General features: G+C 32.8%; 21 protein-coding genes. 11 read left to right on the top strand and 10 right to left on the bottom strand.

The features are described 5' to 3' along the window. Positions 1 to 15: 15 nt before the first annotated feature. From porM to B4E59_RS10510, 6 genes are all read right to left on the bottom strand, one after another. Complete coding sequence (porM, locus tag B4E59_RS10535; protein ID WP_219034384.1) at positions 16 to 1,584, bottom strand: type IX secretion system motor protein PorM/GldM; 1,569 nt, start codon at positions 1,582 to 1,584, stop codon at positions 16 to 18. Between the two features lie 51 nt (positions 1,585 to 1,635). Beyond that, positions 1,636 to 2,307 carry a type IX secretion system motor protein PorL/GldL gene (porL, locus tag B4E59_RS10530; RefSeq protein WP_125349619.1) on the bottom strand — a complete coding sequence of 224 codons (672 nt, stop codon included), beginning with the start codon at positions 2,305 to 2,307 and terminating at the stop codon, positions 1,636 to 1,638. Positions 2,308 to 2,343: 36 nt separating this feature from the next. After that, positions 2,344 to 3,783, bottom strand: a complete 1,440-nt coding sequence (porK, locus tag B4E59_RS10525) for a T9SS ring complex lipoprotein PorK/GldK (protein ID WP_409450425.1) — start codon at positions 3,781 to 3,783, stop codon at positions 2,344 to 2,346. Positions 3,784 to 3,891: 108 nt separating this feature from the next. Then, positions 3,892 to 5,043: an arginase family protein gene (locus B4E59_RS10520; protein WP_291047148.1), complete on the bottom strand. Its 1,152-nt coding sequence runs from the start codon at positions 5,041 to 5,043 to the stop codon at positions 3,892 to 3,894. A 2-nt stretch (positions 5,044 to 5,045) separates the two neighbouring features. Further along, positions 5,046 to 7,580 (bottom strand): type I DNA topoisomerase, encoded by a 2,535-nt coding sequence (gene topA / locus B4E59_RS10515; protein WP_125349621.1) that lies wholly within the window; start codon positions 7,578 to 7,580, stop codon positions 5,046 to 5,048. An 85-nt stretch (positions 7,581 to 7,665) separates the two neighbouring features. Beyond that, entirely contained in the window at positions 7,666 to 8,460 is a 795-nt protein-coding gene (locus B4E59_RS10510) for a DUF2189 domain-containing protein (protein ID WP_125349622.1), read from the bottom strand. Between the two features lie 122 nt (positions 8,461 to 8,582). On the opposite strand from B4E59_RS10510, the gene miaB reads away from it, so the two are divergent. From miaB to groL, 9 genes are all read left to right on the top strand, one after another. Then, positions 8,583 to 10,028, top strand: coding sequence for a tRNA (N6-isopentenyl adenosine(37)-C2)-methylthiotransferase MiaB (gene miaB / locus B4E59_RS10505; RefSeq protein WP_125349623.1), 1,446 nt, complete (start codon positions 8,583 to 8,585; stop codon positions 10,026 to 10,028). 219 nt (positions 10,029 to 10,247) lie between these two features. Further along, the gene (locus B4E59_RS10500; protein WP_125349624.1) at positions 10,248 to 11,519 is read left to right on the top strand and encodes a sigma-54 interaction domain-containing protein; all 1,272 of its coding nucleotides are present in this window, start codon (positions 10,248 to 10,250) and stop codon (positions 11,517 to 11,519) included. A 1-nt stretch (position 11,520) separates the two neighbouring features. Further along, positions 11,521 to 12,030 carry an LptE family protein gene (lptE, locus tag B4E59_RS10495; RefSeq protein WP_125349625.1) on the top strand — a complete coding sequence of 170 codons (510 nt, stop codon included), beginning with the start codon at positions 11,521 to 11,523 and terminating at the stop codon, positions 12,028 to 12,030. Positions 12,031 to 12,053: 23 nt separating this feature from the next. Beyond that, positions 12,054 to 13,265 carry a tetratricopeptide repeat protein gene (locus B4E59_RS10490; RefSeq protein WP_219034382.1) on the top strand — a complete coding sequence of 404 codons (1,212 nt, stop codon included), beginning with the start codon at positions 12,054 to 12,056 and terminating at the stop codon, positions 13,263 to 13,265. Between the two features lie 4 nt (positions 13,266 to 13,269). After that, positions 13,270 to 13,620 carry a preprotein translocase subunit SecG gene (gene secG / locus B4E59_RS10485; RefSeq protein WP_038332909.1) on the top strand — a complete coding sequence of 117 codons (351 nt, stop codon included), beginning with the start codon at positions 13,270 to 13,272 and terminating at the stop codon, positions 13,618 to 13,620. A 91-nt stretch (positions 13,621 to 13,711) separates the two neighbouring features. After that, complete coding sequence (locus tag B4E59_RS10480) at positions 13,712 to 14,137, top strand: hypothetical protein (RefSeq protein ID WP_125349627.1); 426 nt, start codon at positions 13,712 to 13,714, stop codon at positions 14,135 to 14,137. Between the two features lie 2 nt (positions 14,138 to 14,139). Then, positions 14,140 to 16,461 (top strand): zinc-dependent metalloprotease, encoded by a 2,322-nt coding sequence (locus tag B4E59_RS10475; protein WP_125349628.1) that lies wholly within the window; start codon positions 14,140 to 14,142, stop codon positions 16,459 to 16,461. Between the two features lie 155 nt (positions 16,462 to 16,616). After that, positions 16,617 to 16,895: a co-chaperone GroES gene (locus B4E59_RS10470; protein WP_125349629.1), complete on the top strand. Its 279-nt coding sequence runs from the start codon at positions 16,617 to 16,619 to the stop codon at positions 16,893 to 16,895. Positions 16,896 to 16,998: 103 nt separating this feature from the next. Then, a complete protein-coding gene (gene groL / locus B4E59_RS10465; protein ID WP_125349630.1) occupies positions 16,999 to 18,624 on the top strand; it encodes a chaperonin GroEL in 1,626 nt (541 codons plus the stop codon). Positions 18,625 to 18,706: 82 nt separating this feature from the next. Here groL and leuB read toward each other — a convergent pair whose 3' ends face one another. The 4 genes from leuB to B4E59_RS10445 are packed head-to-tail and all read right to left on the bottom strand — an operon-like array spanning position 18,707 to position 22,990. Continuing rightward, complete coding sequence (gene leuB, locus B4E59_RS10460; RefSeq protein WP_286494786.1) at positions 18,707 to 19,831, bottom strand: 3-isopropylmalate dehydrogenase; 1,125 nt, start codon at positions 19,829 to 19,831, stop codon at positions 18,707 to 18,709. Next, entirely contained in the window at positions 19,818 to 20,420 is a 603-nt protein-coding gene (gene leuD / locus B4E59_RS10455) for a 3-isopropylmalate dehydratase small subunit (RefSeq protein WP_219034380.1), read from the bottom strand. The genes leuB and leuD overlap by 14 nt, the downstream gene beginning before the upstream one ends. Before the next feature lie 12 nt (positions 20,421 to 20,432). Next, positions 20,433 to 21,818: a 3-isopropylmalate dehydratase large subunit gene (gene leuC, locus B4E59_RS10450; protein ID WP_221855339.1), complete on the bottom strand. Its 1,386-nt coding sequence runs from the start codon at positions 21,816 to 21,818 to the stop codon at positions 20,433 to 20,435. Further along, the gene (locus B4E59_RS10445) at positions 21,815 to 22,990 is read right to left on the bottom strand and encodes a 2-isopropylmalate synthase (protein WP_221855341.1); all 1,176 of its coding nucleotides are present in this window, start codon (positions 22,988 to 22,990) and stop codon (positions 21,815 to 21,817) included. Before B4E59_RS10445 ends, leuC begins: the two co-directional genes overlap by 4 nt. 148 nt (positions 22,991 to 23,138) lie before the next feature. Here B4E59_RS10445 and B4E59_RS10440 point away from each other — a divergent pair, with 148 nt between their 5' ends. Together B4E59_RS10440 and B4E59_RS10435 are read left to right on the top strand one after the other, a co-directional pair. Beyond that, positions 23,139 to 24,620 carry a hypothetical protein gene (locus tag B4E59_RS10440; protein ID WP_038332873.1) on the top strand — a complete coding sequence of 494 codons (1,482 nt, stop codon included), beginning with the start codon at positions 23,139 to 23,141 and terminating at the stop codon, positions 24,618 to 24,620. Between the two features lie 79 nt (positions 24,621 to 24,699). After that, entirely contained in the window at positions 24,700 to 25,200 is a 501-nt protein-coding gene (locus tag B4E59_RS10435; protein WP_038332867.1) for an RDD family protein, read from the top strand. Positions 25,201 to 25,212: the final 12 nt, after the last annotated feature.

The following is a 25,212-nucleotide window of genomic DNA, read 5'->3' as shown; positions in this document are numbered from 1 at the left end:
TTTTTACTTTTTAAATTATTGTACTTGAATTGCGATAGATGATGCTTCTCCAGTTGCTCCTGAATTTGTACGATATTTAATATCGAAAACACCAATAATATCACCTTTTTTCGCTTTCGAAATAACTCCAGCTGCTCCTGACATTTTATTTCCAGAAACACGAGCCGTTGCCTGACCAGGAACTTTAACATTGAAAGATGTTACTTCACCTGAAATTGGGAATAAGAAATCTGGCCAATCTACACGAATTGTTTGCGCTGCAATTCCATTATCTGGAATAGCTGGACTTGTATTTCCTAAAATAACACCACGTGCTGGTGGAACTGGTTTGATACGGAATGTTTCACGAACTGATAATGTTTTACCAGAACTTGCTCTTGCAGATGCCGTAAACACCACTTCGTTTCCTCCTCCAGGCGTATAATTCCATTTGTTAGCTCCCGCTCCAGAAGGACTTCCAGAAGAAGCACTTAAACTAACAGGTCCGTTTGCACCGTTAATTGTTGCTGAAATTGGATTAGATACTCCACGATAAACTACACGTAAATTATCTGCAACAATAGAACCTCCTGTTGGATCTTTTTCAATAATCTCAGCAGCTTTTTTATCTAATGTTTGTGCAACAACTTGATAAGTTGAAGGTGCTATGGCTACCGTTTTCGTTTTTCCATTCGATACGTATGTAATGTTACCTGTTAATTGATGCATACCAACTGCAGATGTATTCAGCTTAATAGATGCTTTACCATCAACAACAGTAGCAGAACCAACACTTGTAGAAACAGAACCTTTGATTGAATTATCGTAAGCTCCTAAAACTACATTAAGAACAGCTTCATCTCCGACTTTAACAACACCTGGAGATAAGAATAAACCTTGGAAAGCATCCAATTCGATTTTTTCTTCTAATTTACCAGATAATAATGCTCTCACTAAGTTACCTTCTTCTGTACGAGCATCCATTTGCATTTTCGATAAATTCGTTAAAGAAGCAACCATTGGTTGATCATAGAATTTTTCTTGCATCCAACTTTGTTTCTTCGATTTTGGAGTTGTTCCAAAAAATTCGTTGATACGAGCTTCCGCATTTTTAGCATCAGGACTTTGTTTTGCAAAAGTCATTAAGAAATTTCTGAAACCATCAATTTTGTTTGTAAACTCTTGTGCTTTCTCATTTCCTTTGTCACCTCCTTTTCCTTTAAAGAATAAAGATACAACAGGCTCTGTATTAGACAATGCATTGTAATCTGTATCTTCTGATCCAGAAATAAAATCAGCACCAGCTAATTCTTTTTTCAATCCATCGATATAAGCAACAAAATCATTTGTTTGCTTTTTAACTTCTGCAGCCTCAGCTTGAGTTTTTGCATAAGTTGGATCATCCTTCGCTTTTAGATCAATTTGACCATAGAAGGTATCGTTATTTGTTTTCGTTAAAGTCGTTGTTGACTCTAAAGAAGTATTTATCGTTTCGAAAGATCTCAACACCTCACGATCCACGTTCAAAGCCATCATTGCAATGAACACGAGATACATCAGGTTAATCATCTTCTGACGTCCGGTTAGTCTACCACCTCCTGCCATAATAATTTATAGAATTAATGAATAATTAGTTTAATTTATCGGAGCAATGTATTAGTTGTTTTTCATTGCAGAAAGCATACCTCCGTATACTTTGTTTAATGCATTAATGTTAGCAGAAAGCTCTTGCATTTCTTTCAAGAATTGCTCTGAACTACCTGAAGATTTTTGCATTTCTTCGATAAATTGTTTATTTAATTCTACTTGTTTTTGGCTATTTACAATTTGCTCAGCATATACAGCATTTAATTGGCTGATGTTAGTTGATGCTTTTGCAATTTCGTTGCTATATTGTTCTGTTGAAGCGACAGCTGATGTTGTTGTGTTTAATTCGTTAACAGCTGAACCAAATTTATCTAAAGAACCACGTAATCTTTCGAAAACTTCTTTATCTAATTTTGCATCTGCTAATACTTTGTCTAACTCAGCAGTTAAATTATTTCCTGCAGTTGCAACAGCAGCAGTTTTTCTTTGTACTGGTTCTCCATTTAATAATTCTGGATAAGCTTTTTCCCATTCATAGCTTCCTTGAGGTTTATCGAAAAATGCTGAATAAAAGAAGACGAATGCTTCAGCTACTAATCCGATTGTTAAGATTAAATTGGCTGATATTGGTCCTAAATTCGTGTGCGTAATTTTACATAATGCCCCGATAATTACTACTGCGGCAAAGAAATTATACAAAAAATTTGTAAGACGTTCTTGTTTTGAAGCTTGTACTGCCATAAGAGTGCTTTTTATTAAATTGTTTTATTAATTAGGTTATTTGGTTTTTCTAAAATTTACTTTTGATCCTTCTGGGAAAGATTGAACTGTACGGAATCCGATGAAACTTCTTGCAGAATCTTTGTGTTCCCAATCTCTTGCTGAAGTCATTAATAAATATCCAACATCTTTCCAAGATCCTCCTCTTACACTTCTATTTACTTCTCCAGACATTGTAATTGACGGATTAAGTGATGAAGACATTGTATAAGATGATCTGTTATACGGAGAACTTGTCCATTCAGCTACGTTACCAGCCATGTCATAAAGACCATATCCATTCGCACGGAATGTTTTTATAGGAGCCGTATACATGTAACCAGTTTTCTTGCCATCGTTGATTTCTAAATAATCTCCACGTTTTGGTTTGAAGTTCGCTAGATAACAACCTCTATCATCTGTTAAATAAGGACCTCCCCAAGGATAAGGTGCATTTTCTAAACCACCTTTCGCTGCGTATTCCCACTCAATTTCTGTTGGTAAACGGTAACTAATAACTTTTACTTGACTTCCTCTTTTCTTTTTATTATTCAATGCTGTGTTATGATATCTTGTGCGGAAATCACAAAAAGCTGTTGCTTGATTCCAGTTAACACCTACAACAGGATAATTTGCATAAGCTTTATGCCAAAAATAGTCTTGGTGCATTGGATCATTGTACGAATAGTTGAAATCTCTTACCCAAACTGTTGTATCAGGATAAATGTTTAAACTAAATTCTTTACGAAAATCTACACGGAAAGTACCACGTTTTTTTGCTGCAGCAGTTTGATCAACTGTCACATAAGAATAGTTTAATTTACGCGTATCAATACGTCTTTCTCCATTCATACGCTCTTCTGGAGGATAATATAATCCTTCCATAACCTCAGCATAATCTACATCTGGATATTTGTATTTATCCCACTCCAAACGCTGTTTCCAATTTAATTTCTTACCATCTAAAGATTGACCATCACGACCTGTATTACTGTTTTTAATATATTCATCATATGGCGTCCCTTGTCCATTTTGTGAACCAGAAATATATGCATAATCACCAATACCTCCTGCTCCATTATTTGGATTCATAGGGTCAAAACCTAAAGTTTCTGCCTTGTTTGCCAAAGCAGTACGAGCGATAGAATCTTTTACATAATTTACAAAATACTGATACTCAGAGTTTGTAATCTCTGTATCATCCATAAAGAAACCTGTAACAGTAACCGTTTTTACTGGAGCATCATTTGTTTTTGTAAAATCGTAATCGGTTTGTCCTAAAACAAACGATCCACTCGGAATCGGAACCATTCCTTTTGGACGAACTGGCGTCCAAGCCGAAGATGTTTTCGAAACTATTTGTCCATCATTTCTATCACTACTCCCTCTGTTCTTCAACATTTTACATGATGATAAAGAAAGAGATAGCAACAATGCACTTACCAAAATTCTATTCATTCTGTTATAGATTTATTTTTATACAGGTTTTATACTTTTAGTTCTCAATTAATAAGGCTACAAATTAAGGCAATTTATTAATTGATTTTTAAAATTGTTCTTTATTTTTTAATAAAATTTTTTGAAATATTTCCACCACCTATTCGGTATTTCTCCATTCAAGGCTTGCTCATAATCTTTTTCTGAACACGGAATAATTTCAAATTTTCGCTCTCCATCAACAGTGTTATCAACTTCTATCCACAATTGATTGGTTAATACATTTCGGTAAAAAATATAATTGTATCCTTCTGTAGGAACAAAAATTTTTTCAAAATATTGTGTATCGTCAAAACTTTTTATCTCTGGACGGTGATTTTTTCCATCAATAAAATACCAAATCATCTGCGAAATTAATAGATGATCTAATTTTTTATAATTCTCGATATAATCACAAACGTAAAGTGAAGTCAATTTATTGCTGAAACCTAAATATCTTGTTAACGCACAAATTTCTCGTGAAGTAAATCCATTTGGCGTCATATTTTTTGAAGAAGAGAAATCCGAACCTTGTAAACTCGATAAATTAAGCAAAGCCGCATTTGCATCTCTCGAATAAGGTTCTATTTCTTTTACATTTTCAGAAATCACACCCAAACGAACAGCATCAAAATTTAACTGATCTAACAAATCTAATTTTTCTTGAGCAACAAAATACGTTTGAAAACCGATATTCGTATAATCCAATAAATTGAAAGGCTCATTCGAAATAATTTTTGTTAAATAATTATTTTCTGTTGTTTGTGCTTCATCTTTTCCTAATCGTAATTTATGATCGATTGTTAAGTAATAAACTTTATCAACAATTTCGTCATAAGCACGATATTGTTGATAACCTAAACTTGGGTTTCCACCCAAAATAACAACAACATATCCATCACGAATTAATCCGTTGGTAACTTCTCTAAAAACTTTTTCGGTTTCGGCTTTATCATCATAATAAACAACATCGCCAAAATCGTACAAATCTATCGACCAATTTCCCATTTGCAATTCGTACAATTGTGTACGAACAAGGCTAAAATCTACATCTTCGATCAAATCTTTTTGTTTCGAACGAGATTCTGTCACACCAATAATCGCAATTTTATCGTTCGATTTTTCATCGCTTTCGATAACATCTTCGCGAAATTTTATAGCTTGTCCTAACGCAAAAGAATTACAAGATTTAGCAAAATCTTGTAATTCTTCAGAAACGGGTTTTAAAAAGTCGTTGTACATTATTACTTTTTAGTCGTTGTTTTTTTAGTTGTCGTTTTCTTCGCAGTTGTCTTTTTTGCAGGCGCTTTTTTAGTCACTGCTTTCTTTTTAGGTTTCGCAGCTTCTATTAATTTTTCAACCTCAGCCAAAGTCAACGCTTCTGGATTCGTCTCTTTCGATAACTCAACTTTTATTTTTCCTTGAATCAAATTATAACGTCCCCAACGCGCTTTCTCTAATCGAATTTCCTGTTCTGACCATTCGCGAACAACACGTTCAGATTCTTTACGTTTTTTATCTTCAATCAATTCGATAATATCAGCTTGAGATAAATGATCGAAATCGTATTTTTTCGGAACATTAATAAACCATTCATTCCATTTGATAAATGGTCCAAAACGTCCTTTTCCTTTTGTTACATCATACCCTTCGTATTGTGCAATCGGTGCATCAGCTTTTAATTTTTCTTCGATTAATTCTACTGCACGATCAAATGATAAATCCATTGGATCTTCCTCTTTCGGAATCGAAATATATTTATCATCAAATTTCACATAAGGTCCAAAACGTCCAATATTCACTTCTACTTCGTGCGCTTTATACTCACCTAAAGTTTTTGGTAATTCGAACAATTTCATTGCCTCTTCTAAGGTAATATTATGAATAGATTGATGTTTTTGAAGACTTGCAAAGCGAGGTTTTTCTTCATCTTCTGCTTCACCAATCTGAATCATTGGCCCAAAACGTCCAATACGTGCATGCACTTTTTTACCCGATACAGGATCAATTCCTAATTCGCGTTCTCCAGTTGCACGATCAGCATTTTCTTGAACATCTTCTACAACATGATGAAATTTCGTATAAAATTCATCAATCATTTTTGTCCAATTCAATTTACCTTCCGCAATATCATCAAAACTATTTTCGACACGCGCTGTAAAATCGTAATCCATCACATTCGTAAAATAATCAACCAAGAAATCATTTACCACAATTCCGATATCAGTTGGCATTAATTTGCGACGATCAGCTCCAAAAATTTCTTTTTGTTGAACTTTTTTGATTTGATTATCGATTAGCGTTAAGGTATTATATTTTCGTTCTTGACCATCCAATTCCCCAACTTCCACATAGCCTCTATTCTGGATTGTAGAAATCGTTGGCGCATAAGTTGATGGACGACCAATTCCTAATTCTTCTAATTTTTTTACCAAAGATGCTTCTGTATAACGAGCCGAAGGACGAGAAAAACGTTCAGTACCGTTTATTTCATCTGCTTTCAATTGCTCATTTACTTTTACACTTGGTAATAATACTTTATCATCATCAGCATCTTCGTCGTCAAACGATTCTTGATATACTTTTAAGAAACCATCAAACACAATTACTTCTCCTTTCGCTTGGAAAATAAAGTTGTTTTTGTTGTTATCAATATCAATAATAGTTCGTTCCAATTCTGCATTTGCCATTTGAGAAGCAACTGTACGTTTCCAAATTAATTCGTACAATTTTCGCATAGAATCGTCTGCATTTATTGAATGATTTTCGAAATGCGTTGGACGAATCGCTTCGTGCGCTTCTTGTGCAGATGAATTTTTGTTTTTATATTTTCTTATCTCAACATATTTGTTTCCGTAAGCAGATTCTATCTCAGCTTTTACTGCTGTTAATGCATCATCAGACAAATTCACACTATCTGTTCTCATATATGTGATATGTCCAGATTCGTATAATTGTTGTGCGACACGCATCGTTCTTGAAACTGAAAAACCTAATTTACGAGATGCTTCTTGTTGCAAAGTTGATGTTGTAAATGGTGCTGAAGGTGTACGCTTTGCTGGTTTCTTTTGTAAATCATTTACTTTAAAATCTGCTCCAACACATGTTTCTAAGAAATCTTCGGCTTCTTTTAACGTAGAAAATTCTTTTGTTAAAACTGCTTTTAATGTTCTTCCCTCATTTGTTTCGAAAATTGCTATGAATTTATATGACGAAACTGGAACAAAATTTTGAATTTCTTTTTCACGTTCAACAATTAATCGAACAGAAACTGATTGAACACGACCTGCAGATAAGCCTGGTTTGATTTTTTTCCATAAAATTGGCGACATTTCGAAACCAACTAATCTGTCCAAAACACGACGAGCTTGTTGTGCATCAACCAAATTCTCATCAATTTGACGTGGATTTTCTACCGCACGTTGAATCGCTTTTTTTGTAATTTCATTAAAAACAATACGTTTTGTATCTTTCTTTTCTAATCCAAGAACGTGATACAAATGCCAAGAAATTGCTTCTCCTTCGCGGTCCTCATCGGATGCTAACCAAATTGTTTGGGCTTTCGAAGACAATTTTTTCAGTTTACTTACAACCTCCTTTTTATCAGGTGTTACTTCGTATATTGGCTTATAATGATTCTCGATTTCGATTCCCATTCCTTTCTTTGGTAAATCGACCACGTGACCAAAACTTGATTCCACGATAAAATCATCACCTAAAAAACCTTGAATGGTTTTAGCTTTTGCTGGGGACTCAACAATAACGAGATTTTTAGACATATTGTTTTCTTAAAAAATTTCTGCAAAATTAATAACAAAAAAATGAAGCAGCCAAAAATGATTTTCAACTGCTTCATAATTTTGTCTATTTCATGTAAGGATTATCCTTGTAAATATCTGTTCCTATTTGGTCTATTTCTGATTGTTCATTGTCTTCTGTTCCTATAACTGTTTCATATAAAACATATGTAGCAATATAAATTAGAGGCATTGCTACTAATAATCCAACTCCACAAGCAAGTACGCCTAAAATTGCAACTCCAAAACAAGCCAAACAAAAAACAAATGCTGATCCGAAGTTTTTAAATAAAATACTTACACTTGATTTTATAGCTTCCGTTGTAGTAAAACTTGTAAACAATACAAAAGGAATTGCTAGTATTGATGTAACATAGAAAATAAATCCAGGTACAATACATAATAAAATACCTATGAATCCTAAAAATTGAACAGCTAAATATGTTGTAAAAATCACACCAAATTTTCCATCTTTATAATGAACAAACAAATCTGAAAAATCAGGATTTTGATGTTTATTAAATTTTTTAGCCATTGTCAAAATACTTACTGTAATCGGTGCTAAAGCTGCTGCAACTACAATACTAACAATATTACTCACCCACGCTAAAGGAGATGATGCTTCTGCAAACACTTCATTTAAATCAGATGGATCATTAATAACCATAGTTGGTGCTGAAATGATTAATCCTAAGAAGAAATTAATCATGAAACTAATTGCGAATGTTATTACAATTGCAAGAATTGCATATAAAGCGATTCCTGAAAAAATTTCCCATGATTTTGAAAAAATATCGCCAACGTTTATATTTACTCCTCGTTGTTTAATTTCTTCTATTCTTTGTCTAATTCTATCATCCATAGTTTTATATTTTTTTAGATTTCCTCAAATCTACAAAATGTTAATAAAATGCAAAAGAAAATTTTACTGCCAATATGTCACATAGATTTATTATTTTTGCACGATAAAATATCCATTTTAGAATGCATACAGAAGAAAAACATATAGATGAAGCAAGACAAGGAGAGGCTTTGATGACTGCTCCTACTCGTAATGCAACAAAGAAATTATTCTTAGAAAGTTACGGATGTCAAATGAATTTCTCGGATAGTGAAATTGTTGCATCTATTCTAAATAACGAAGGTTATCAAACCACTCAAAAAGTTGACGAAGCAGATTTAATTCTTTTAAACACTTGTTCTATTCGTGAAAAAGCGGAACAAACAGTTCGTAAACGTTTAGGAACTTTAAACGCAATCAAAAAACAAAATCCAAGTCTTAAAATTGGAGTTTTAGGTTGTATGGCGGAACGTTTGAAACATAAATTCTTAGAAGAAGAACATTTAGTAGATATCGTTGTAGGACCAGATGCTTACCGCGATTTACCAAACTTAATCAACGATGTAGAAGATGGTCGTGATGCGGTAAACGTACAATTATCAAAAGAAGAAACATATGCCGAAATTTCTCCTGTTCGTTTAGGTGGAAATGGCGTTACAGCCTTTGTTACGATTACTCGTGGCTGTGATAACATGTGTACATTCTGTGTTGTTCCTTTTACGCGTGGTCGTGAGCGTTCTCGTGATCCTCACTCAATCTTGAATGAATGTAAAGAATTAGCAGAATCTGGTTACAAAGAAATTACACTTTTAGGTCAAAATGTCGATTCATATTTATGGTATGGTGGAGGACCAAAAAAAGATTTCAAAAATGCAACTGATATTCAGAAAGCGACTGCTGTAGATTTTGCTCAATTATTAGACATGGTTGCTACGCAGTTTCCTAACATTCGTTTACGTTTTTCAACTTCTAATCCACAAGATATGGAAGAAGGCGTATTGCAAATGATGGCGAAACACAAAAATATTTGTAAATACATTCACTTACCTGTTCAATCGGGTTCTACTACTGTCTTAGCACGTATGAATCGTCAACATACTCGTGAAGAATATTTCGAATTGATTGATAAAATTCGACGTATCGTTCCAGATTGTGCTTTATCTCACGATATGATTGCAGGTTTCTGTGGCGAAACAGAAGAAGAACATCAAGATACATTATCGTTAATGGAATATGTGAAATATGATTTCGGTTATATGTTCGCTTATTCTGAGCGTCCAGGAACGCCAGCGCACAAAAAAATGCCTGATGATGTTTTACCAGAAGATAAAAAACGTCGTTTACAAGAAATCATCGAAATGCAACAAAAACACTCTGCAGAGCGTATGAATAGTTATGTTGGAAAAACTCATGAAGTTTTGATTGAAGGAAACTCTAAACGTGACGAAAATTTCTGGTACGGACGTAATACACAAAACGCGGTTTTAGTTTTCCCTAAAGTAGAAGGAACTAAAATAGGAGATTTTGTAAACGTAAAAGCAAATAGCTGTACAACGGCTACTTTGATTGGTGAAATGATAGAAGGATAAACAATCAATCCGTCAATTGTATACTAAAAATAAAATTCGTCAATTCGAGTGATTTTTATAAATGAAATGATTAAAAATTGTATCGAGAATAGAATTTTAATAGTTTAAAACCTTTTTCTCGATACAAAATTCTAAAGAATTTTACTCGAAATGACGGTTTTAATAAGACAATAATTGAAATTTGATAGATCATTTTTCAAAAACCTAAAAAATAAAAAAATGGATTCTTTACAAACTATCAAACAACGTTTTGGAATCATTGGAAATAATATAGCCTTGAATCGTGCTTTAGAAAAGGCGATTCAGGTTGCACCTACAGACATTTCTGTTCTTGTTATCGGAGAAAGTGGTGTAGGTAAAGAATTTATTCCGAAAATTATTCACAATCAATCTGCACGCAAACACAACAATTATATTGCAGTGAACTGTGGTGCGATTCCAGAAGGAACAATCGATTCTGAATTATTTGGACACGAAAAAGGTGCTTTTACAGGCGCTACACAAACACGTAAAGGTTATTTTGAAGTAGCAGATGGTGGAACTATTTTCTTAGATGAAGTTGGTGAATTGCCTTTAGCTACACAAGTGCGTTTATTGCGTATTTTAGAGTCGGGTGAATTTATGAAAGTTGGTTCTTCGGAACTTCAAAAAACAAATGTTCGTGTTGTTGCTGCAACGAATGTAAAATTGAAAGAAGCTGTTGAAAAAGGTAAATTTCGTGAAGATTTATATTATCGATTAAATACAGTTCAAATTGATATTCCTGCTTTGCGCGAGCGTAAGGAAGATATTAATTTATTGTTCCGAAAATTTGCTTCAGATTTTGCAAATAAATACAGAATGCCGCATATTGAGCTTTCTCCAGAAGCCCAAAATTATATTGCGAATTATCCTTGGCCGGGAAATGTGCGTCAATTAAGAAATTTTGCTGAACAAGTTTCTGTTGTGGAAAAAGACCGTGTGATTTCGTTAGAAAAAATCATGGAATTATTACCCAATAATTCAACAATGTTGACGGTAACAAATAAATCGAAAGATGGAAGTTCTTCTGATTTTATGGAACGTGAATTATTGTTCAAAGTTTTATTGGACATGAAAAAAGATTTGAACGATTTACGTGCTTTAACATTAGATTTAATCAAACACAAAGATGTTGAAGATTTTAATGGCAATACACAAGAATTGATTCAGCGCGTTTATCAAGATCAAAACGAACCAGAAGAAGATTTTGTGCCAAGTCAATATAATTTGGTTCCAACGAAATCTGCTCCAATTACACCAAATTATCAACAATCGCAATACGATTATTCGAACGATGTATATGATGTAAGTCCAATCGAAGAACCAGAATCTCTTTCGTTGCAAGATAATGAAAAGGAAATGATAAAATTGGCGTTGGAAAAACACAAAGGAAAACGTAAAATGGCGGCTGACGAATTGGGAATTTCTGAGCGAACATTGTACCGAAAAATCAAACAATATCATTTGTAATATGAACAAAATAAAACTATTCGTCCTTAGTATTTTTGCTATTTTTAGTTTAACAGGATGTATAAAATATTCACTTTCGGGAGCAGCAATTCAACCAGATTGGAACACAATTTATGTGGCAACTTTTCCGAATTACGCACCTCAACAAAATCCTACTTTGAGTCAAGATTTAACGATTGCGATTCAAGATATTTTTAGAAGTAGAACGAAGTTAAAGTTAAATTCGAATGAAAATTCTGACTTAATTATCGAAGGTGAAATTACGGGATACGATGTTGTTCCAGAAGCAATTCAATCAAATGATATTGCGGCAAAAAACCGTTTGACGATTTATGTAAAAGTTCGATACATCAACAATAAAGACGAATCAAAAAGTTATGACAGAACATTTTCTGCTTTCCAATTATATGACGGAAATGCAATGTTAAGCGCTGTAGAATCGTCAATTGTTCCTTTAATTATTGATGATATTCGCGACCAAGTTTTTGCGTCTATTGCGATGGATTGGTAAAAAAATAACCTTATATTTGAGCAATGACCAGAATTGAATATTTAGTAGCACATCCGTACGAAGTTGAGAAATCGGACATTCCACTTCTTAAAAAAGAGGTAGAAAAATATCCGTATTTCTACACATTGCGCGCTTTATTACTTTATGGTTTAAAAAAGGAAAATCATCCTTCTTTTGAGGATTATTTGAACAAAACTTCAATTCACAGTAGCAATCGTGTCGATTTGTATCATTACATCAATTCAGAACCAATTCAAAAAGAAATTCAAACAAAAACTGAAACTATTTCTCCTGAAATGGAAGAAGAAATAATGGAAGAATTAGTTGAAAACGAAATTATTTCTGAACCAATTTTAGAAAATTCTACTTCTGAAATCATCGAAAACAATAACGAAACAGTTGAAGTTATTGATGAAATCATTGAAGAAAAAGAAGAAGAATTAAACCAAGAAATTGAAGTTGTTTCTGAAACTAATTCAGAAGAAATCAATGAAGATATTGTAGACGAAATGATCGAAAATGATACAGAAGAATCTGAATTGAGAACAGATCATGTTGTTGATATTATTTCGGATGAAGAATTGAACGAAGTTGCTGAAATCACGAATAAAGTTGTGGTAGAAAATAATTCGAAAGAAGAAAATTTAACTTCTGAGAATGATATCGAAAATGCTGTTCAACAAACTTCTGGAATTGAAATTATTGAATCTGAACCTCAGCAGGTAATTGAAACAATTGAAGATAATCAGGAAGAAGAAATTATAGAAGGATTGTCTGAAAATGCGGAGGTAATTGAAGAATCTGAACCTGAAACGATTGAAGAAAAAGTAGAAATCATTGAAAATAATTCGGATGATTCGACGTTCTCTTTTTCGGATTGGTTGAAGAAAGTTCCTTCTCAATCAAAAACTCAACAAGAGATTGAGGAAGAGCAAGAAATTGCAGAAAGAGAAATAAAATATAAGTTGATTGATGACTTTTTGGAAAAAAATCCGAAAATCGTTCCGATGAAAAAAACGGATATTACACCAGTTAACACACCATCAAATTTCGTTCAGAATACGGAAGAATATTCGGATTTGATGACCGAAACTTTGGCTCAAATTTATATTGAGCAAAAAAAATATGATAAGGCAATTAAAGCTTATAAGATATTAATTTTGAAATATCCAGAAAAAAATAGTTTATTTGCAAATCGAATTAAAGAAATTGAAAATTTAAAAAACTCTAAATAATAAAATGGGACTATTTCAGTTTTTCATGATTATTATCATGATTTTATGTGTATTATTAGTACTAATCGTATTATCTCAAAACCCTAAAGGAGGAGGATTATCTTCTACTTTCGGAGGTGGCGGAGGAAGCCAAATGTTTGGAGTTCAAAGAACGAATAAATTCTTAGACAACACAACTTGGGGATTATTTATCGCTGTAATCGTATTGATTATTGGAGCAAGTGCTTCGCATGAAAATCCAAATGCGATAAAACCAATTAAGCCAAATGTTACGGCACCAGCTAATAATTTACCAACGCAACCTGCTGCAAACGGAGCAAGTCAAAATCAATTACCAGCTCAACCAGCGAAGTAATTTTGATAAGAAAATATACAAGCCTCACAAATTGTGAGGCTTTTTTTGTTGATTGATTAATATTATCTTTAAATTTATCAAAACCTAAATTATGAAAACATTCGTTTCATTTATAACCATCTTACTTACTTTTATAAGCTGTGTTGGTCAAAAAGTATATCAGAAAATTCCAAAAGAAAATTATCAATTACTCACAACTTTTTCTGCGCAATATGAATTATCAGGAACACATTTCTTCAAAAATGAAACTGAATTAAACAACATGTATGCCACATTACCAAAAGATTACAATAAATCATTACCTCGTTTCGTTATTGATTATGAACAAAATCAAATAATTTTGATTCCTCAAAAACATATTAATTCATATAATATTGATTCTATTACTGGTAATGAAAAGATTTATAATTTACATTTAACACCTATAAAAGGAATTAATCAAACACAAGATTCTTCAAATTTATTGATGATGATTGTACCTAAATCTGTAGAGAAGATTTTAGTAAAAACTAAATAAAAATGGAAAAATATACATCTAAATATTTACTTATTTGTCTTGCATTTAGCACAAACTTATTTGCTCAACAAAACTTTTGGAAAACTACCAATGCGAAAGGAAATATTTCTAAAGAGCAATTAAATCCAAGAGCACATATACCAACTAAATCGGTTAAATTAGACTTAGCTTATGATAATTTGGTGAACTATTTAAACAATACGAATCAACAAAATTTTTTATTAAAATTTCCAACTGAGAACGGAAAGTTTAATACATATCGTATTGTAGAAACCTCAAATTTATCTCCTGAATTACAAACTAAATACCCAGATATAAAATCTTTTTCTGGATACAATACAAATGATTTGACAGAGAAAATCAATTTTAGTTTATCTCCTCAATTTGGTTTGTATGGTTTAGTTTCAAACGGCAATAAAACAGTGTTAATAGACGCTTACACCAAAAATAAAGCGTCATATATTGTGTATGATAAAAAAGATTTAGTTAATACAAATTCTTTCAAATGTGCTACAGAACCTTCTGAAAGTGCTCTTGGGATAGATAATTTGAATTTTGAAACTATTAAACAATCTTCTCGAACAGCAACTCAAAATGGAAGTTTAAGAAAATTTAGATTAGCCATTACAACAACGACTGAGTATTCAGATTTTGTAATCAAACAAGCTAATTTATCATCTGGTACAGAAGCTCAAAAGAAAGCGTCAATATTAGCTGCAGTCAATTTATCACTCACACGAATTAATGGCGTTTTAAAAAATGATGTTGGTGTTTTTTTAGAATTAATTCCAAATACTGATCAATTATTTTTTATTGATTCTGATTCTTTCCAAGACCCTAATATTAATTCTAATTCTGCAGCAAATTACAATCTTGAGGAAAATATTACTGTTACAAATAATGTTATTGGAGTTGCTAACTACGATATTGGTCATTTATTTTTTCAAGTGAATGATGATAATAATTCAAATGGATTAGCCAATACGCCAGCAGTTTGTAATGATAGAGCAAAAGCAGGAGGAGTGACTGGTACAATAGTTCCTATTGGGGATGCTTTTGATATTGATTATACTGCCCACGAAATTGGTCATCAATTAGGTGCCTACCATACACAAAACAACAATTGTAATCGTACACTTAACAGTTCTGTTGAACCTGGAAGTGGTTCTACAATTATGGCTTACACTGGTATCTGTTCACCAAACGTACAAAATCAAAGTGATGCATATTTCCATACAAAAAGTTTAGAAGAAATGGCAAAAGTGCTAAATTATGTGAATTGTGGACAATTCGTTACAACAACTAATGCTGCACCTATTATAGCTTCTAACTTGAAAACAAAATATAACATTCCAATTTCAACTGCATTTGCTTTAGAAACATTAGCCACTGACTCAAATAATGATCAATTAACATATTCTTGGGAGCAGATGAATCCTGAAGTTTCTGAAACTTCTATTAAATCACTTCCTCCTATTTCCTCTAATTCTCAAGGCCCAAATTTCAGATCATTCTCTCCACAAAAAGTTGGAATTCGCTATTTTCCTCGTTTAGAAAAAATTATTTCAAATGAATTAGTATTTCAAACAAATCTATATCTGTCAAACGTTTCAAATTACGATAAAAACAATTGGGAAGTCATTCCTTCAGTTCCTCGTACAATGAATTTCTCTGTAACAGTTCGTGACAATAATTCTGAAGTTGGATTAACCGCTCGACAAAATGTTCAGTTAAACTTTCTAAATTTTGGTCCATTCAAAGTGACTTCGCAATCAATTGCAGAAAATTGGAAACAAGATAACACTGCTACAATTACTTGGAATGTTGCAGGAACTGATGCAAACGGTATTGACACACAAAATGTAAAAATTTTATTATCGGTTGATGGAGGAAAAACATTTGATTATGTTTTAGCTGAATCAGTTCCGAACAACGGTTCTTATACATTCACAGTTCCTGCAGGATTAGGAATTACTAATAAAGCGAGAATTATGATTAAAGCTATTGATAACGTTTTCTTAGCTGTTAACTCTACTGATTTTTCTATAGAAAGTTCTTTAACTACAAATGATATAAAAGGAAAAGATTTAGGTACGATTTCTCCAAATCCTTCAAATGGAATAATCAATTTAGATTTTACAAACTCATTTACAACAGGTAAAATTACGGTGACAGATTTAGCAGGAAGAACAGTTTACTCAAACAAATTGAATTCTTCGAAATCTCAACAAGTTAATTTATCTAGTTTATCAAATGGTGTTTACATTGTTTCGATTGAAGCAGGTAACGAACAATTCACGAAAAAAGTGATTATCAAAAAATAATTATTCATAAAAATCACTTTAAATGCCAAGTTGTCATACAACTTGGCATTTTTGTTTTAAGGAGTGAAATTAACTTATCCATAATGGCAGAAATTGTGTGTTGGCACGTTTTTCGTTTATTTAAAACCATCAATTATTAAAATAAAAATACAAATATGTCACAATTAAACATTAAACCATTAGCAGATCGAGTGGTTATTGAGCCTGCTCCTGCAGAAACTAAAACAGCATCAGGAATTATTATCCCAGATTCAGCAAAAGAGAAACCTCAAGAAGGAATCGTTGTAGCAGTTGGTAATGGTAAAAAAGATGAACCAATAACTGTTGCAATTGGAGACAAAGTTCTTTACGGAAAATATTCAGGAACTGAATTAAAATTAGAAGGAAAGGACTATTTAATCATGCGTGAAGCTGATATTTTGGCAATCATCTAAATTTAGTTGTAATTAGTAAAATGTATTAAGTACAAAGTAACTTATTTTTTTATTTTTAATTATATTCGACTTAAGACTTAAGACAACAAAACTTATAAAAAAAATGGCAAAAGATATTAAATTCGACATTGAATCAAGAGACGCTTTAAAAAGAGGTGTTGATGCATTAGCAAATGCAGTTAAAGTAACATTAGGACCAAAAGGTCGTAACGTAGTTTTAGAAAAATCTTTCGGTGCTCCACATGTAACAAAAGACGGAGTTTCTGTAGCAAAAGAAATCGAATTGGAAGATCCAATCGAAAACTTAGGTGCTCAAATGGTAAAAGAAGTTGCTTCTAAAACAAACGACGTTGCAGGTGATGGTACTACAACTGCTACAGTTTTAGCTCAAGCTATCGTTCGCGAAGGTTTGAAAAACGTTGCTGCAGGTGCGAACCCAATGGACTTAAAACGTGGTATTGATAAAGCTGTTTCTGGAATCGTTGCTAACTTAAGAGAGCAATCTCAAGAAGTTGGTGATTCATCAGAAAAAATTAAACAAGTTGCTTCTATCTCTGCAAATAACGATGATACTATTGGATCATTAATCGCAGAAGCTTTTTCTAAAGTTGGAAAAGAAGGAGTAATTACTGTTGAAGAAGCAAAAGGAACAGAAACTTACGTTGACGTTGTAGAGGGAATGCAATTCGATCGTGGATATCAATCTCCTTACTTCGTTACAAACGCAGATAAAATGATTGCTGAATTAGAGAATCCTTACATCTTATTATGTGAGAAAAAAATCTCTAACTTACAAGAAATCTTACCTTTATTAGAACCAGTTGCTCAATCAGGACGTCCATTCTTAATTATTTCTGAAGAAGTTGAAGGTCAAGCTTTAGCTACTTTAGTAGTGAACCGTTTAAGAGGTTCTTTAAAAATTGCTGCTGTTAAAGCACCAGGATTTGGAGATCGTAGAAAAGCGATGTTACAAGATATAGCAATCTTAACAGGAGGTACAGTTATTTCTGAAGAGCAAGGAATTACGTTAGAAACTGCTACTTTAGAAATGTTAGGTACTGCTGAAAGAGTAGTTATCGACAAAGACAATACAACTATTGTTAATGGTGCTGGTGATGCAGAGCAAATCAAATCTCGTGTTAACCAAATTAAAGCACAAGTAGAAACAACTACTTCTGACTATGACCGCGAAAAATTACAAGAGCGTTTAGCTAAATTAGCTGGAGGTGTTGCTGTATTATACGTTGGTGCTGCTTCAGAGGTTGAAATGAAAGAAATTAAAGACCGTGTTGATGATGCTTTACACGCAACTCGTGCTGCTGTAGAAGAAGGTATCGTTGCTGGTGGTGGTGTTGCTTTTGTTAGAGCTTTATCTAACTTAACAATCGATACTACAAATGCTGACGAAGCTACAGGTGTTAAAATAGTAACGCGTGCAGTTGAAGAACCATTACGCCAAATCGTTCACAACGCTGGTGGTGAAGGTTCTGTAGTTGTTGCAAAAGTAAAAGAAGGAAATGGAGATTTCGGATACAATGCAAAAACTGACGAATATGTAAACATGATCGAGGCTGGAGTTATTGATCCAACTAAAGTCGCTCGTGTTGCATTAGAAAACGCTGCTTCTGTTGCAGGTATGTTAATTACTACTGAGGCGGTTGTTACAGAAATTAAAAAAGATGAGCCAGCTATGCCACCAATGGGAGGTGGAATGCCAGGAATGATGTAATCATCAACTCATAAAAATATACAATAGAAAAAGCCATTCAGAACTCTGAATGGCTTTTTCATTAAGTCATAAATAATAAAAACTATATAATCGTCGATTTCCCCATCAATACATTTTCAAAATTAAAATATGAATGATGATCATGATCGCTCAATAATATCTTCGCAATATAATTTGCTACAACAGACGTCGAATAATCGCTCGTTTCATCTAAATCTGAAGTTACAATCAAATTATTAATCGCATTTCCCACCGCATTTTCTATTGCTTTTGCTCCTTCTTCCAATCCCAAATAACGCAACATCATTGCGGCACTCAAAATAGAAGCCATCGGATTTGCAATTCCTTTTCCTTTTGCTTGTGGATACGAACCATGAATAGGCTCGAACAATGCATTTTCTGTACCAATAGAAGCCGAAGGCAACAAACCTATACTTCCTCCAATTACACTTCCTTCGTCCGAAATAATATCACCAAACATATTCTCTGTCAAAATCACATCAAATTGTTTTGGATTGATAATTAATTGCATCGCTGCGTTATCAACAAACAAGAAATCTAATTCAACTTCAGGATATTTTTGGCTAATATCCATCGCAACTTTTCGCCATAAACGAGAGGTATCCAACACATTTGCCTTGTCTACCAACGTTACTTTTTTGCGACGCTTCATTGCTTCCTGAAAAGCTAAATGTGTAATTTGCTCAATGTCTTTTCTGTTGTACGAACACGTATCATACGCATGAGAACCATCTTGTGCTGTAAATTTTTCTCCGAAATAAATTCCATTAATCAATTCACGAAAAATAACCATATCTGTTCCTTCGATGTGCGAACGTTTCAATGGACTTTTCCCCAACAAAGATTCGTAAGCCTTGATTGGACGGATATTTGCAAATAAACCAAGTTCCTTTCTTAGCTTTAACAAACCTTGTTCGGGACGAACTTTAGCGTTCGGATTATTGTCATATTTTGGATCACCAATAGAACCAAACAAAACCGCATCTGCATCTTTACATAATTGCAATGTCGCATCAGGCAAAGGATTTCCCGTTTCGTCAATCGCAATTGCACCAATCAAAGCTTCCTCAAATTCGAAATTATATTTAAAAATTTGTTCAACGACTTTCAGAACTTTTATTGTTTCCGAAACGACTTCTGGTCCTATTCCATCGCCAGAAAGTACTGCAATTTTATGCGTTTTCATGTTGTAAAGATTTATGGTTTTGTTCGTAAGTTTCTATTTTATCTTTTTGACTGATTAAAAAATCAATGTCATCATATCCATTTAATAAACAGATTTTTTTATAAGAATCAACATCAAAGTTGATGGTTTGATCTTGAATTTTTAAGGTTTGATTTTCTAAATTAACTTCAAATTCTGTTGAAGGATTTTGATCGATGATCTCAAAGATTTGATTTAAAATTTCATCTGAAACAACGATTGGTAAAATTCCGTTATTCAATGCATTTCCTTTGAAAATATCTGCAAAATAACTACTAATTACCACATCAAATCCGTAATCTTTGATTGCCCAAGCAGCGTGTTCTCGGCTACTTCCACAACCAAAATTTTTACCTGCAACTAATATTTTTCCAGCATATTTTGAATCATTCAGCGGGAAATTATCAATTGATTGATTATCTTGATTAAATCGCCAATCTCTGAATAAATTATCTCCAAAACCTTCTCTACTAATCGCTTTCAAAAAACGAGCTGGAATAATTTGATCGGTATCTATATTTTCTATTTTAATCGGAACAGCCGATGATTTTAATTGATTGATTGAATCCATTTTGAGTAAATTTTAATTGATATCAACAATTTTTCCGTGAATTGCAGCAGCAGCAGCAATCAAAGGACTTGCTAATAATGTACGAGAATTTGGACCTTGACGTCCTTCAAAATTTCTATTCGAAGTCGAAACACAATATTTTCCTTCTGGAACTTTATCGTCGTTCATCGCCAAACAAGCCGAACAACCTGGTTCGCGCAATCTGAATCCAGAGGCTTCAAAAATTTTGTCCAAACCTTCTTCTATCGCTTGCTTTTCTACTTGTTTCGATCCCGGAACAATCCACGCAGTTACATTTTCATTGCGCTGTTTTCCTTTCACATAATTTGCTACTTCACGCAAATCTTCGATTCTTGCATTTGTACAACTTCCGATAAACACATAATCAATTGGATGATTGATGATTGATTGATTATCTTGGAATCCCATATATTTCAACGCTTTTTCAAACGATTCTTTTTCATTATCGCTTAACGAATCTTTAGAAGGAATACTGTCTTTCACCGAAATTCCCATTCCTGGATTCGTACCAAACGTAATCATTGGATAAATATCCGCAGCGTCAAATTCTATTTCTTCATCAAAAATTGCATCAGCATCACTTGGTAAAGTTTTCCAATATGCTACTTTTTGCTCCCAATCTTCTCCTTTCGGTGCAAATGGTTTATCTTTTAAATAAGCAAAAGTTGTTTCATCTGGTGCAATCATTCCGCCACGAGCGCCCATTTCTATCGACATATTACAAACTGTCATTCGACCTTCCATCGACATATTCTCGAAAACATCTCCTGCATATTCACAGAAAAAACCTGTTCCTGCATTTGTTCCAACTTTAGAAATGATATACAAAATCACATCTTTTGGTTGAACATTTGGATTCAGTTTTCCATTAACTGTAATTCGCATCGATTTTGGTTTATTCATCAACAAACATTGACTAGCAAAAACCTGTGCAACTTGACTTGTTCCAATTCCGAAAGCAATTGCTCCAAAAGCTCCATGCGTAGATGTGTGACTATCGCCACAAACCATGCTCATTCCTGGTTGCGTAACACCCAATTCTGGCGCAATAATGTGAACAATTCCTTGATACGGATGACCTAAACCATAAAAAGTAATATTATTTTTTTCGCAATTAATCGCTAATTGCTCTAATTGTTGTTTTGATAATGGATCTCGAACTGGCTTATCTTGATTAATCGTTGGTACATTGTGATCCGCAGTTGCAACAATTTGATTTGGTCGAAAAATTGGAATATTTCTCGCTTCTAATTCTGCAAAAGCTTGTGGACTTGTTACTTCGTGAATTAAATGTTTATCAATATAAATCACTTGTGGTCCATTTTCTACTTGGCTGACAACATGGGCATCCCACACTTTATCGAATAATGTTCTCATGCGAATTTTCTCTGTGATGTTTGATTAAACTGATGCATTAATCCAAGTAAATCTTCACGAACAACTTCTTTCTTCAAATCTGCAATTTCTAAAAATTGTTCATATAAAATATCTAATTCATTTTTAGATGTATCGAAACCGATATCTTTTAGACGATAAGCTAACGCCGAACGCCCGCTACGAGCTGTCAAAATAATAGAGGATTCATTAACTCCAACATCTGCTGGATTGATAATTTCGTATGTTTCACGGTTTTTAATCACACCATCTTGATGAATTCCAGAACTGTGCGCAAAAGCATTCGATCCTACAATTGCTTTGTTTGGTTGAACCATCATTCCCATTGTTTCAGAAGTTAATTGACTTAATTCTGTTAACATTTGAGCATTGATATCTGTATAAAAATTCAATTCTTTGTGTTGTCTAAAAATCATCACGATTTCTTCCAAGGCCGTATTACCAGCACGCTCACCAATTCCATTAATTGTACATTCTATTTGGCGTGCTCCATTTATAGCTCCTGCAACTGCATTCGCTGTCGCTAAACCTAAATCGTTATGATTGTGGCAAGAAATAATCACATTATCAATTCCTTGAACATGATCTTTTAAATATTTAATTTTATTTCCATACTCAAAAGGCAAACAATAACCCGTTGTGTCTGGAATATTAAGAACCGTCGCACCAGCTTTTATCACTTCTTCACAAACTTGAGCAAGAAAAGCATTATCCGTTCTTCCTGCATCTTCAGCATAAAACTCAACATCATCTACAAATGTTTTTGCATATGCAACCGCTTCAACTGCACGTTCGATAATCGCTTCACGATTCGAATTAAATTTGTGAATAATATGAGAATCCGAAGTTCCAATTCCGGTATGAATTCTTGGTTTTACGGCATATTGTAAAGCTTTAGCTGCAGATTCTATATCTTTTTTGTTTGCACGAGTTAAACCACAAACTGTGGCATTTTTCACTAATTTTGAAATTGCATTTACGGCTTCGAAATCTCCAGGACTTGAAATTGGAAAACCAGCCTCGATAATATCAACGCCTAATTCGTCCAATCGAGCCGCAATTTCTAACTTCTGTTTTTTGTTTAACTTACACCCCGGCACTTGCTCTCCATCTCTCAGTGTCGTATCAAAAATTTGAATCTTCTCAGCACTCATTGCAATTAGTTTTGTTTGTTATTGTGATGTAAAATTAAAATTGTACTAACTTTAAATTTTCAAATTGAAAAGTGTTTTACAATTCTTAAAGCTAAAATATTTATCATAATCATTTTATTTTCAATACATTATATATAATTTAATTACAATGTCAAATCATAACAAAGACGCACTATTTAGTTTAATAAAGTCACTTAATCGTTCCGAAAAACGTCAATTCAAACTTTATGTAAATCGTCTGCAAATTAATGCAGATGCAAAATTTTTGTTATTATTTGAAGCATTGGATAAGTTGGAAGAATATGATGAAACGGCTATTTTGAAGAAAAAAATTACCACGAAACAACAATTATCTAATCTAAAAGCGCATTTGTACAAACAAATTTTGTTTAGCTTGAGAATGAATCCTTCGCAACAAAATTCGCGTATGCAAATACGTGAACAGTTTGATTTTGCTACGATTTTGTATCAAAAAGGCTTACACAAACAAAGTCTAAAAATGTTGGACAAAGCCAAAACTCAAGCCTTAGATTTTGACGAAAAAGCCATTGCTTATGATATTTTAGAACTCGAAAAAATTATCGAATCACAATTCATTACACGAAGTATTTCTGGTCGTGCAGATCAGTTGATTGAACAATCGGAGGAATTGAGTTTACAGAATTTACAAGCAAGTAAATTGTCTAATTTATCGCTAAAATTGTATAGTATTTTGCTCGAGAATGGATACGCAAAAGATGATGATGAAATTCAAAAAATTCAGAATTTCTTTGATTCGGAAACAAAAAATATCGATTTTAAGAAATTAAAATTCAAAGAGAAACTGTGGTTTTACAAAGCAAATGTTTGGTTGTCGATGTTAACGCAAAACCTACACTCTGCCTATGAATTTTCGAAAAAATGGGTTGAATTATTTTACGAGAAAAAAGAACGAATTCTTAGTCATCCAGTTTGGTTTATTAAAGGAAATAGCTATTTATTAAAGATCTTATACCTGAAAAAAAATTCTGAAGAATTTAAATTTTGGTTTGATAAATTAGAATCTGTTTACGAGATTTTGCCTCAAAATGATAATGTGGAAGCGCTTTGGTTTATCAATAAATTTAATAGCAAACTGAATTATTTTTTCATTAATCCGAAAGAAAATATTAGTCCATTTTTGATTAAAGATATTTTACGCGAAATTAAATCGCATCATCATAAAATCGATAATCATCATATTTTGGTGCTTTATCTAAAAATTGCTGCCTATTATTTCTTAAACAAAGATTGGGATAATTCGTTCGAGTATTGTCAAAAAATAATCAATAGTGAAGCGTCAATTCAAGAAGATTTACATTTTTACACCTTGGTTTTGATTATGATGAATTTGTATGATTCTGGGAATGATCAAGAATTGGATACATATTCGTACAAAACGCATCAATTCTGCAAAAAGATGAAAAATAGTAATATTATTACACGAAAAATTAGTTTATTTTTTATTGAATTGAATGATTTGTACCCACATGAAAAAGTAAAAGCTTTCAGAGAATTAGATGATTTTTTGAAAGATTCGGACAATCAAAATTTGTTGCGAAGAAATACCAATTACATTAATCTTAGACGTTGGATGGAGGATAAAATTTAGACTTAAATTATCTGCATAAAATAATTTTAAAAATTTAGTGTTTATCATATATTTACATCTAAATTAACACATAAACACTATGTACCAAGATTACAAAGTTGGCGAACATAAAGCGAACAAAGGATTGCGCTTTTTAAATTTTATTATAGATTATGTATCAATCATTTTATTGACGATGCTATTTTTCGGTTTTATAGCAATTGTTATTGTGATCATTAATCCAGAAAGCGACATTATTTATCAATTAGAAAATATAAATCCTTTGATTGATAGAGTTATCACAGCCTTTTTTTATGTTTTACTAATTTTTTTATCAGAGTTTTTAACCAAAGGACGTTCATTAGGTAAATTTATTACAGGAACAAAAGTTGTGATGATTGACGGTTCTACACCTACAACGAAAGATTATTTTACAAGAAGTATTTGTAGAATAATTCCATTTGATGTTCTTACTTTTTTAGGAGAAAATGGTTGGCACGATAAAATTTCAAAAACTACAATTGTGAACAAAAAAGCTTTTGAAGCAGATTTATCACAAGCAGACAACATCGAAAGTATTGGAAAAACTGAGTTTGAATAATTTTCTATAAAA

Source organism: Empedobacter sp. UBA2044 (assembly GCF_002333005.1).
Lineage (GTDB): Bacteria > Bacteroidota > Bacteroidia > Flavobacteriales > Weeksellaceae > Empedobacter > Empedobacter falsenii_B.
Note: the sequence above shows the minus strand (reverse complement) of the source record. Positions and strands in the feature narration are given on the sequence as shown.

What these genes read in the sequence shown, in the direction of transcription:
- B4E59_RS10470 (WP_125349629.1), top strand. Translation starts at nt 16,617, where the DNA reads ATGTCACAATTAAACATTAAACCATTAGCAGATCGAGTGGTTATTGAG.
- porM (WP_219034384.1), bottom strand. Translation starts at nt 1,584, where the DNA reads ATGGCAGGAGGTGGTAGACTAACCGGACGTCAGAAGATGATTAACCTG.
- leuD (WP_219034380.1), bottom strand. Translation starts at nt 20,420, where the DNA reads ATGGATTCAATCAATCAATTAAAATCATCGGCTGTTCCGATTAAAATA.
- B4E59_RS10520 (WP_291047148.1), bottom strand. Translation starts at nt 5,043, where the DNA reads ATGTACAACGACTTTTTAAAACCCGTTTCTGAAGAATTACAAGATTTT.
- topA (WP_125349621.1), bottom strand. Translation starts at nt 7,580, where the DNA reads ATGTCTAAAAATCTCGTTATTGTTGAGTCCCCAGCAAAAGCTAAAACC.
- B4E59_RS10440 (WP_038332873.1), top strand. Translation starts at nt 23,139, where the DNA reads ATGTCAAATCATAACAAAGACGCACTATTTAGTTTAATAAAGTCACTT.
- leuB (WP_286494786.1), bottom strand. Translation starts at nt 19,831, where the DNA reads ATGAAAACGCATAAAATTGCAGTACTTTCTGGCGATGGAATAGGACCA.
- B4E59_RS10435 (WP_038332867.1), top strand. Translation starts at nt 24,700, where the DNA reads ATGTACCAAGATTACAAAGTTGGCGAACATAAAGCGAACAAAGGATTG.
- lptE (WP_125349625.1), top strand. Translation starts at nt 11,521, where the DNA reads ATGAACAAAATAAAACTATTCGTCCTTAGTATTTTTGCTATTTTTAGT.
- miaB (WP_125349623.1), top strand. Translation starts at nt 8,583, where the DNA reads ATGCATACAGAAGAAAAACATATAGATGAAGCAAGACAAGGAGAGGCT.
- B4E59_RS10475 (WP_125349628.1), top strand. Translation starts at nt 14,140, where the DNA reads ATGGAAAAATATACATCTAAATATTTACTTATTTGTCTTGCATTTAGC.
- B4E59_RS10480 (WP_125349627.1), top strand. Translation starts at nt 13,712, where the DNA reads ATGAAAACATTCGTTTCATTTATAACCATCTTACTTACTTTTATAAGC.
- groL (WP_125349630.1), top strand. Translation starts at nt 16,999, where the DNA reads ATGGCAAAAGATATTAAATTCGACATTGAATCAAGAGACGCTTTAAAA.
- secG (WP_038332909.1), top strand. Translation starts at nt 13,270, where the DNA reads ATGGGACTATTTCAGTTTTTCATGATTATTATCATGATTTTATGTGTA.
- B4E59_RS10490 (WP_219034382.1), top strand. Translation starts at nt 12,054, where the DNA reads ATGACCAGAATTGAATATTTAGTAGCACATCCGTACGAAGTTGAGAAA.
- leuC (WP_221855339.1), bottom strand. Translation starts at nt 21,818, where the DNA reads ATGAGAACATTATTCGATAAAGTGTGGGATGCCCATGTTGTCAGCCAA.
- porL (WP_125349619.1), bottom strand. Translation starts at nt 2,307, where the DNA reads ATGGCAGTACAAGCTTCAAAACAAGAACGTCTTACAAATTTTTTGTAT.
- B4E59_RS10445 (WP_221855341.1), bottom strand. Translation starts at nt 22,990, where the DNA reads ATGAGTGCTGAGAAGATTCAAATTTTTGATACGACACTGAGAGATGGA.
- porK (WP_409450425.1), bottom strand. Translation starts at nt 3,783, where the DNA reads ATGAATAGAATTTTGGTAAGTGCATTGTTGCTATCTCTTTCTTTATCA.
- B4E59_RS10510 (WP_125349622.1), bottom strand. Translation starts at nt 8,460, where the DNA reads ATGGATGATAGAATTAGACAAAGAATAGAAGAAATTAAACAACGAGGA.
- B4E59_RS10500 (WP_125349624.1), top strand. Translation starts at nt 10,248, where the DNA reads ATGGATTCTTTACAAACTATCAAACAACGTTTTGGAATCATTGGAAAT.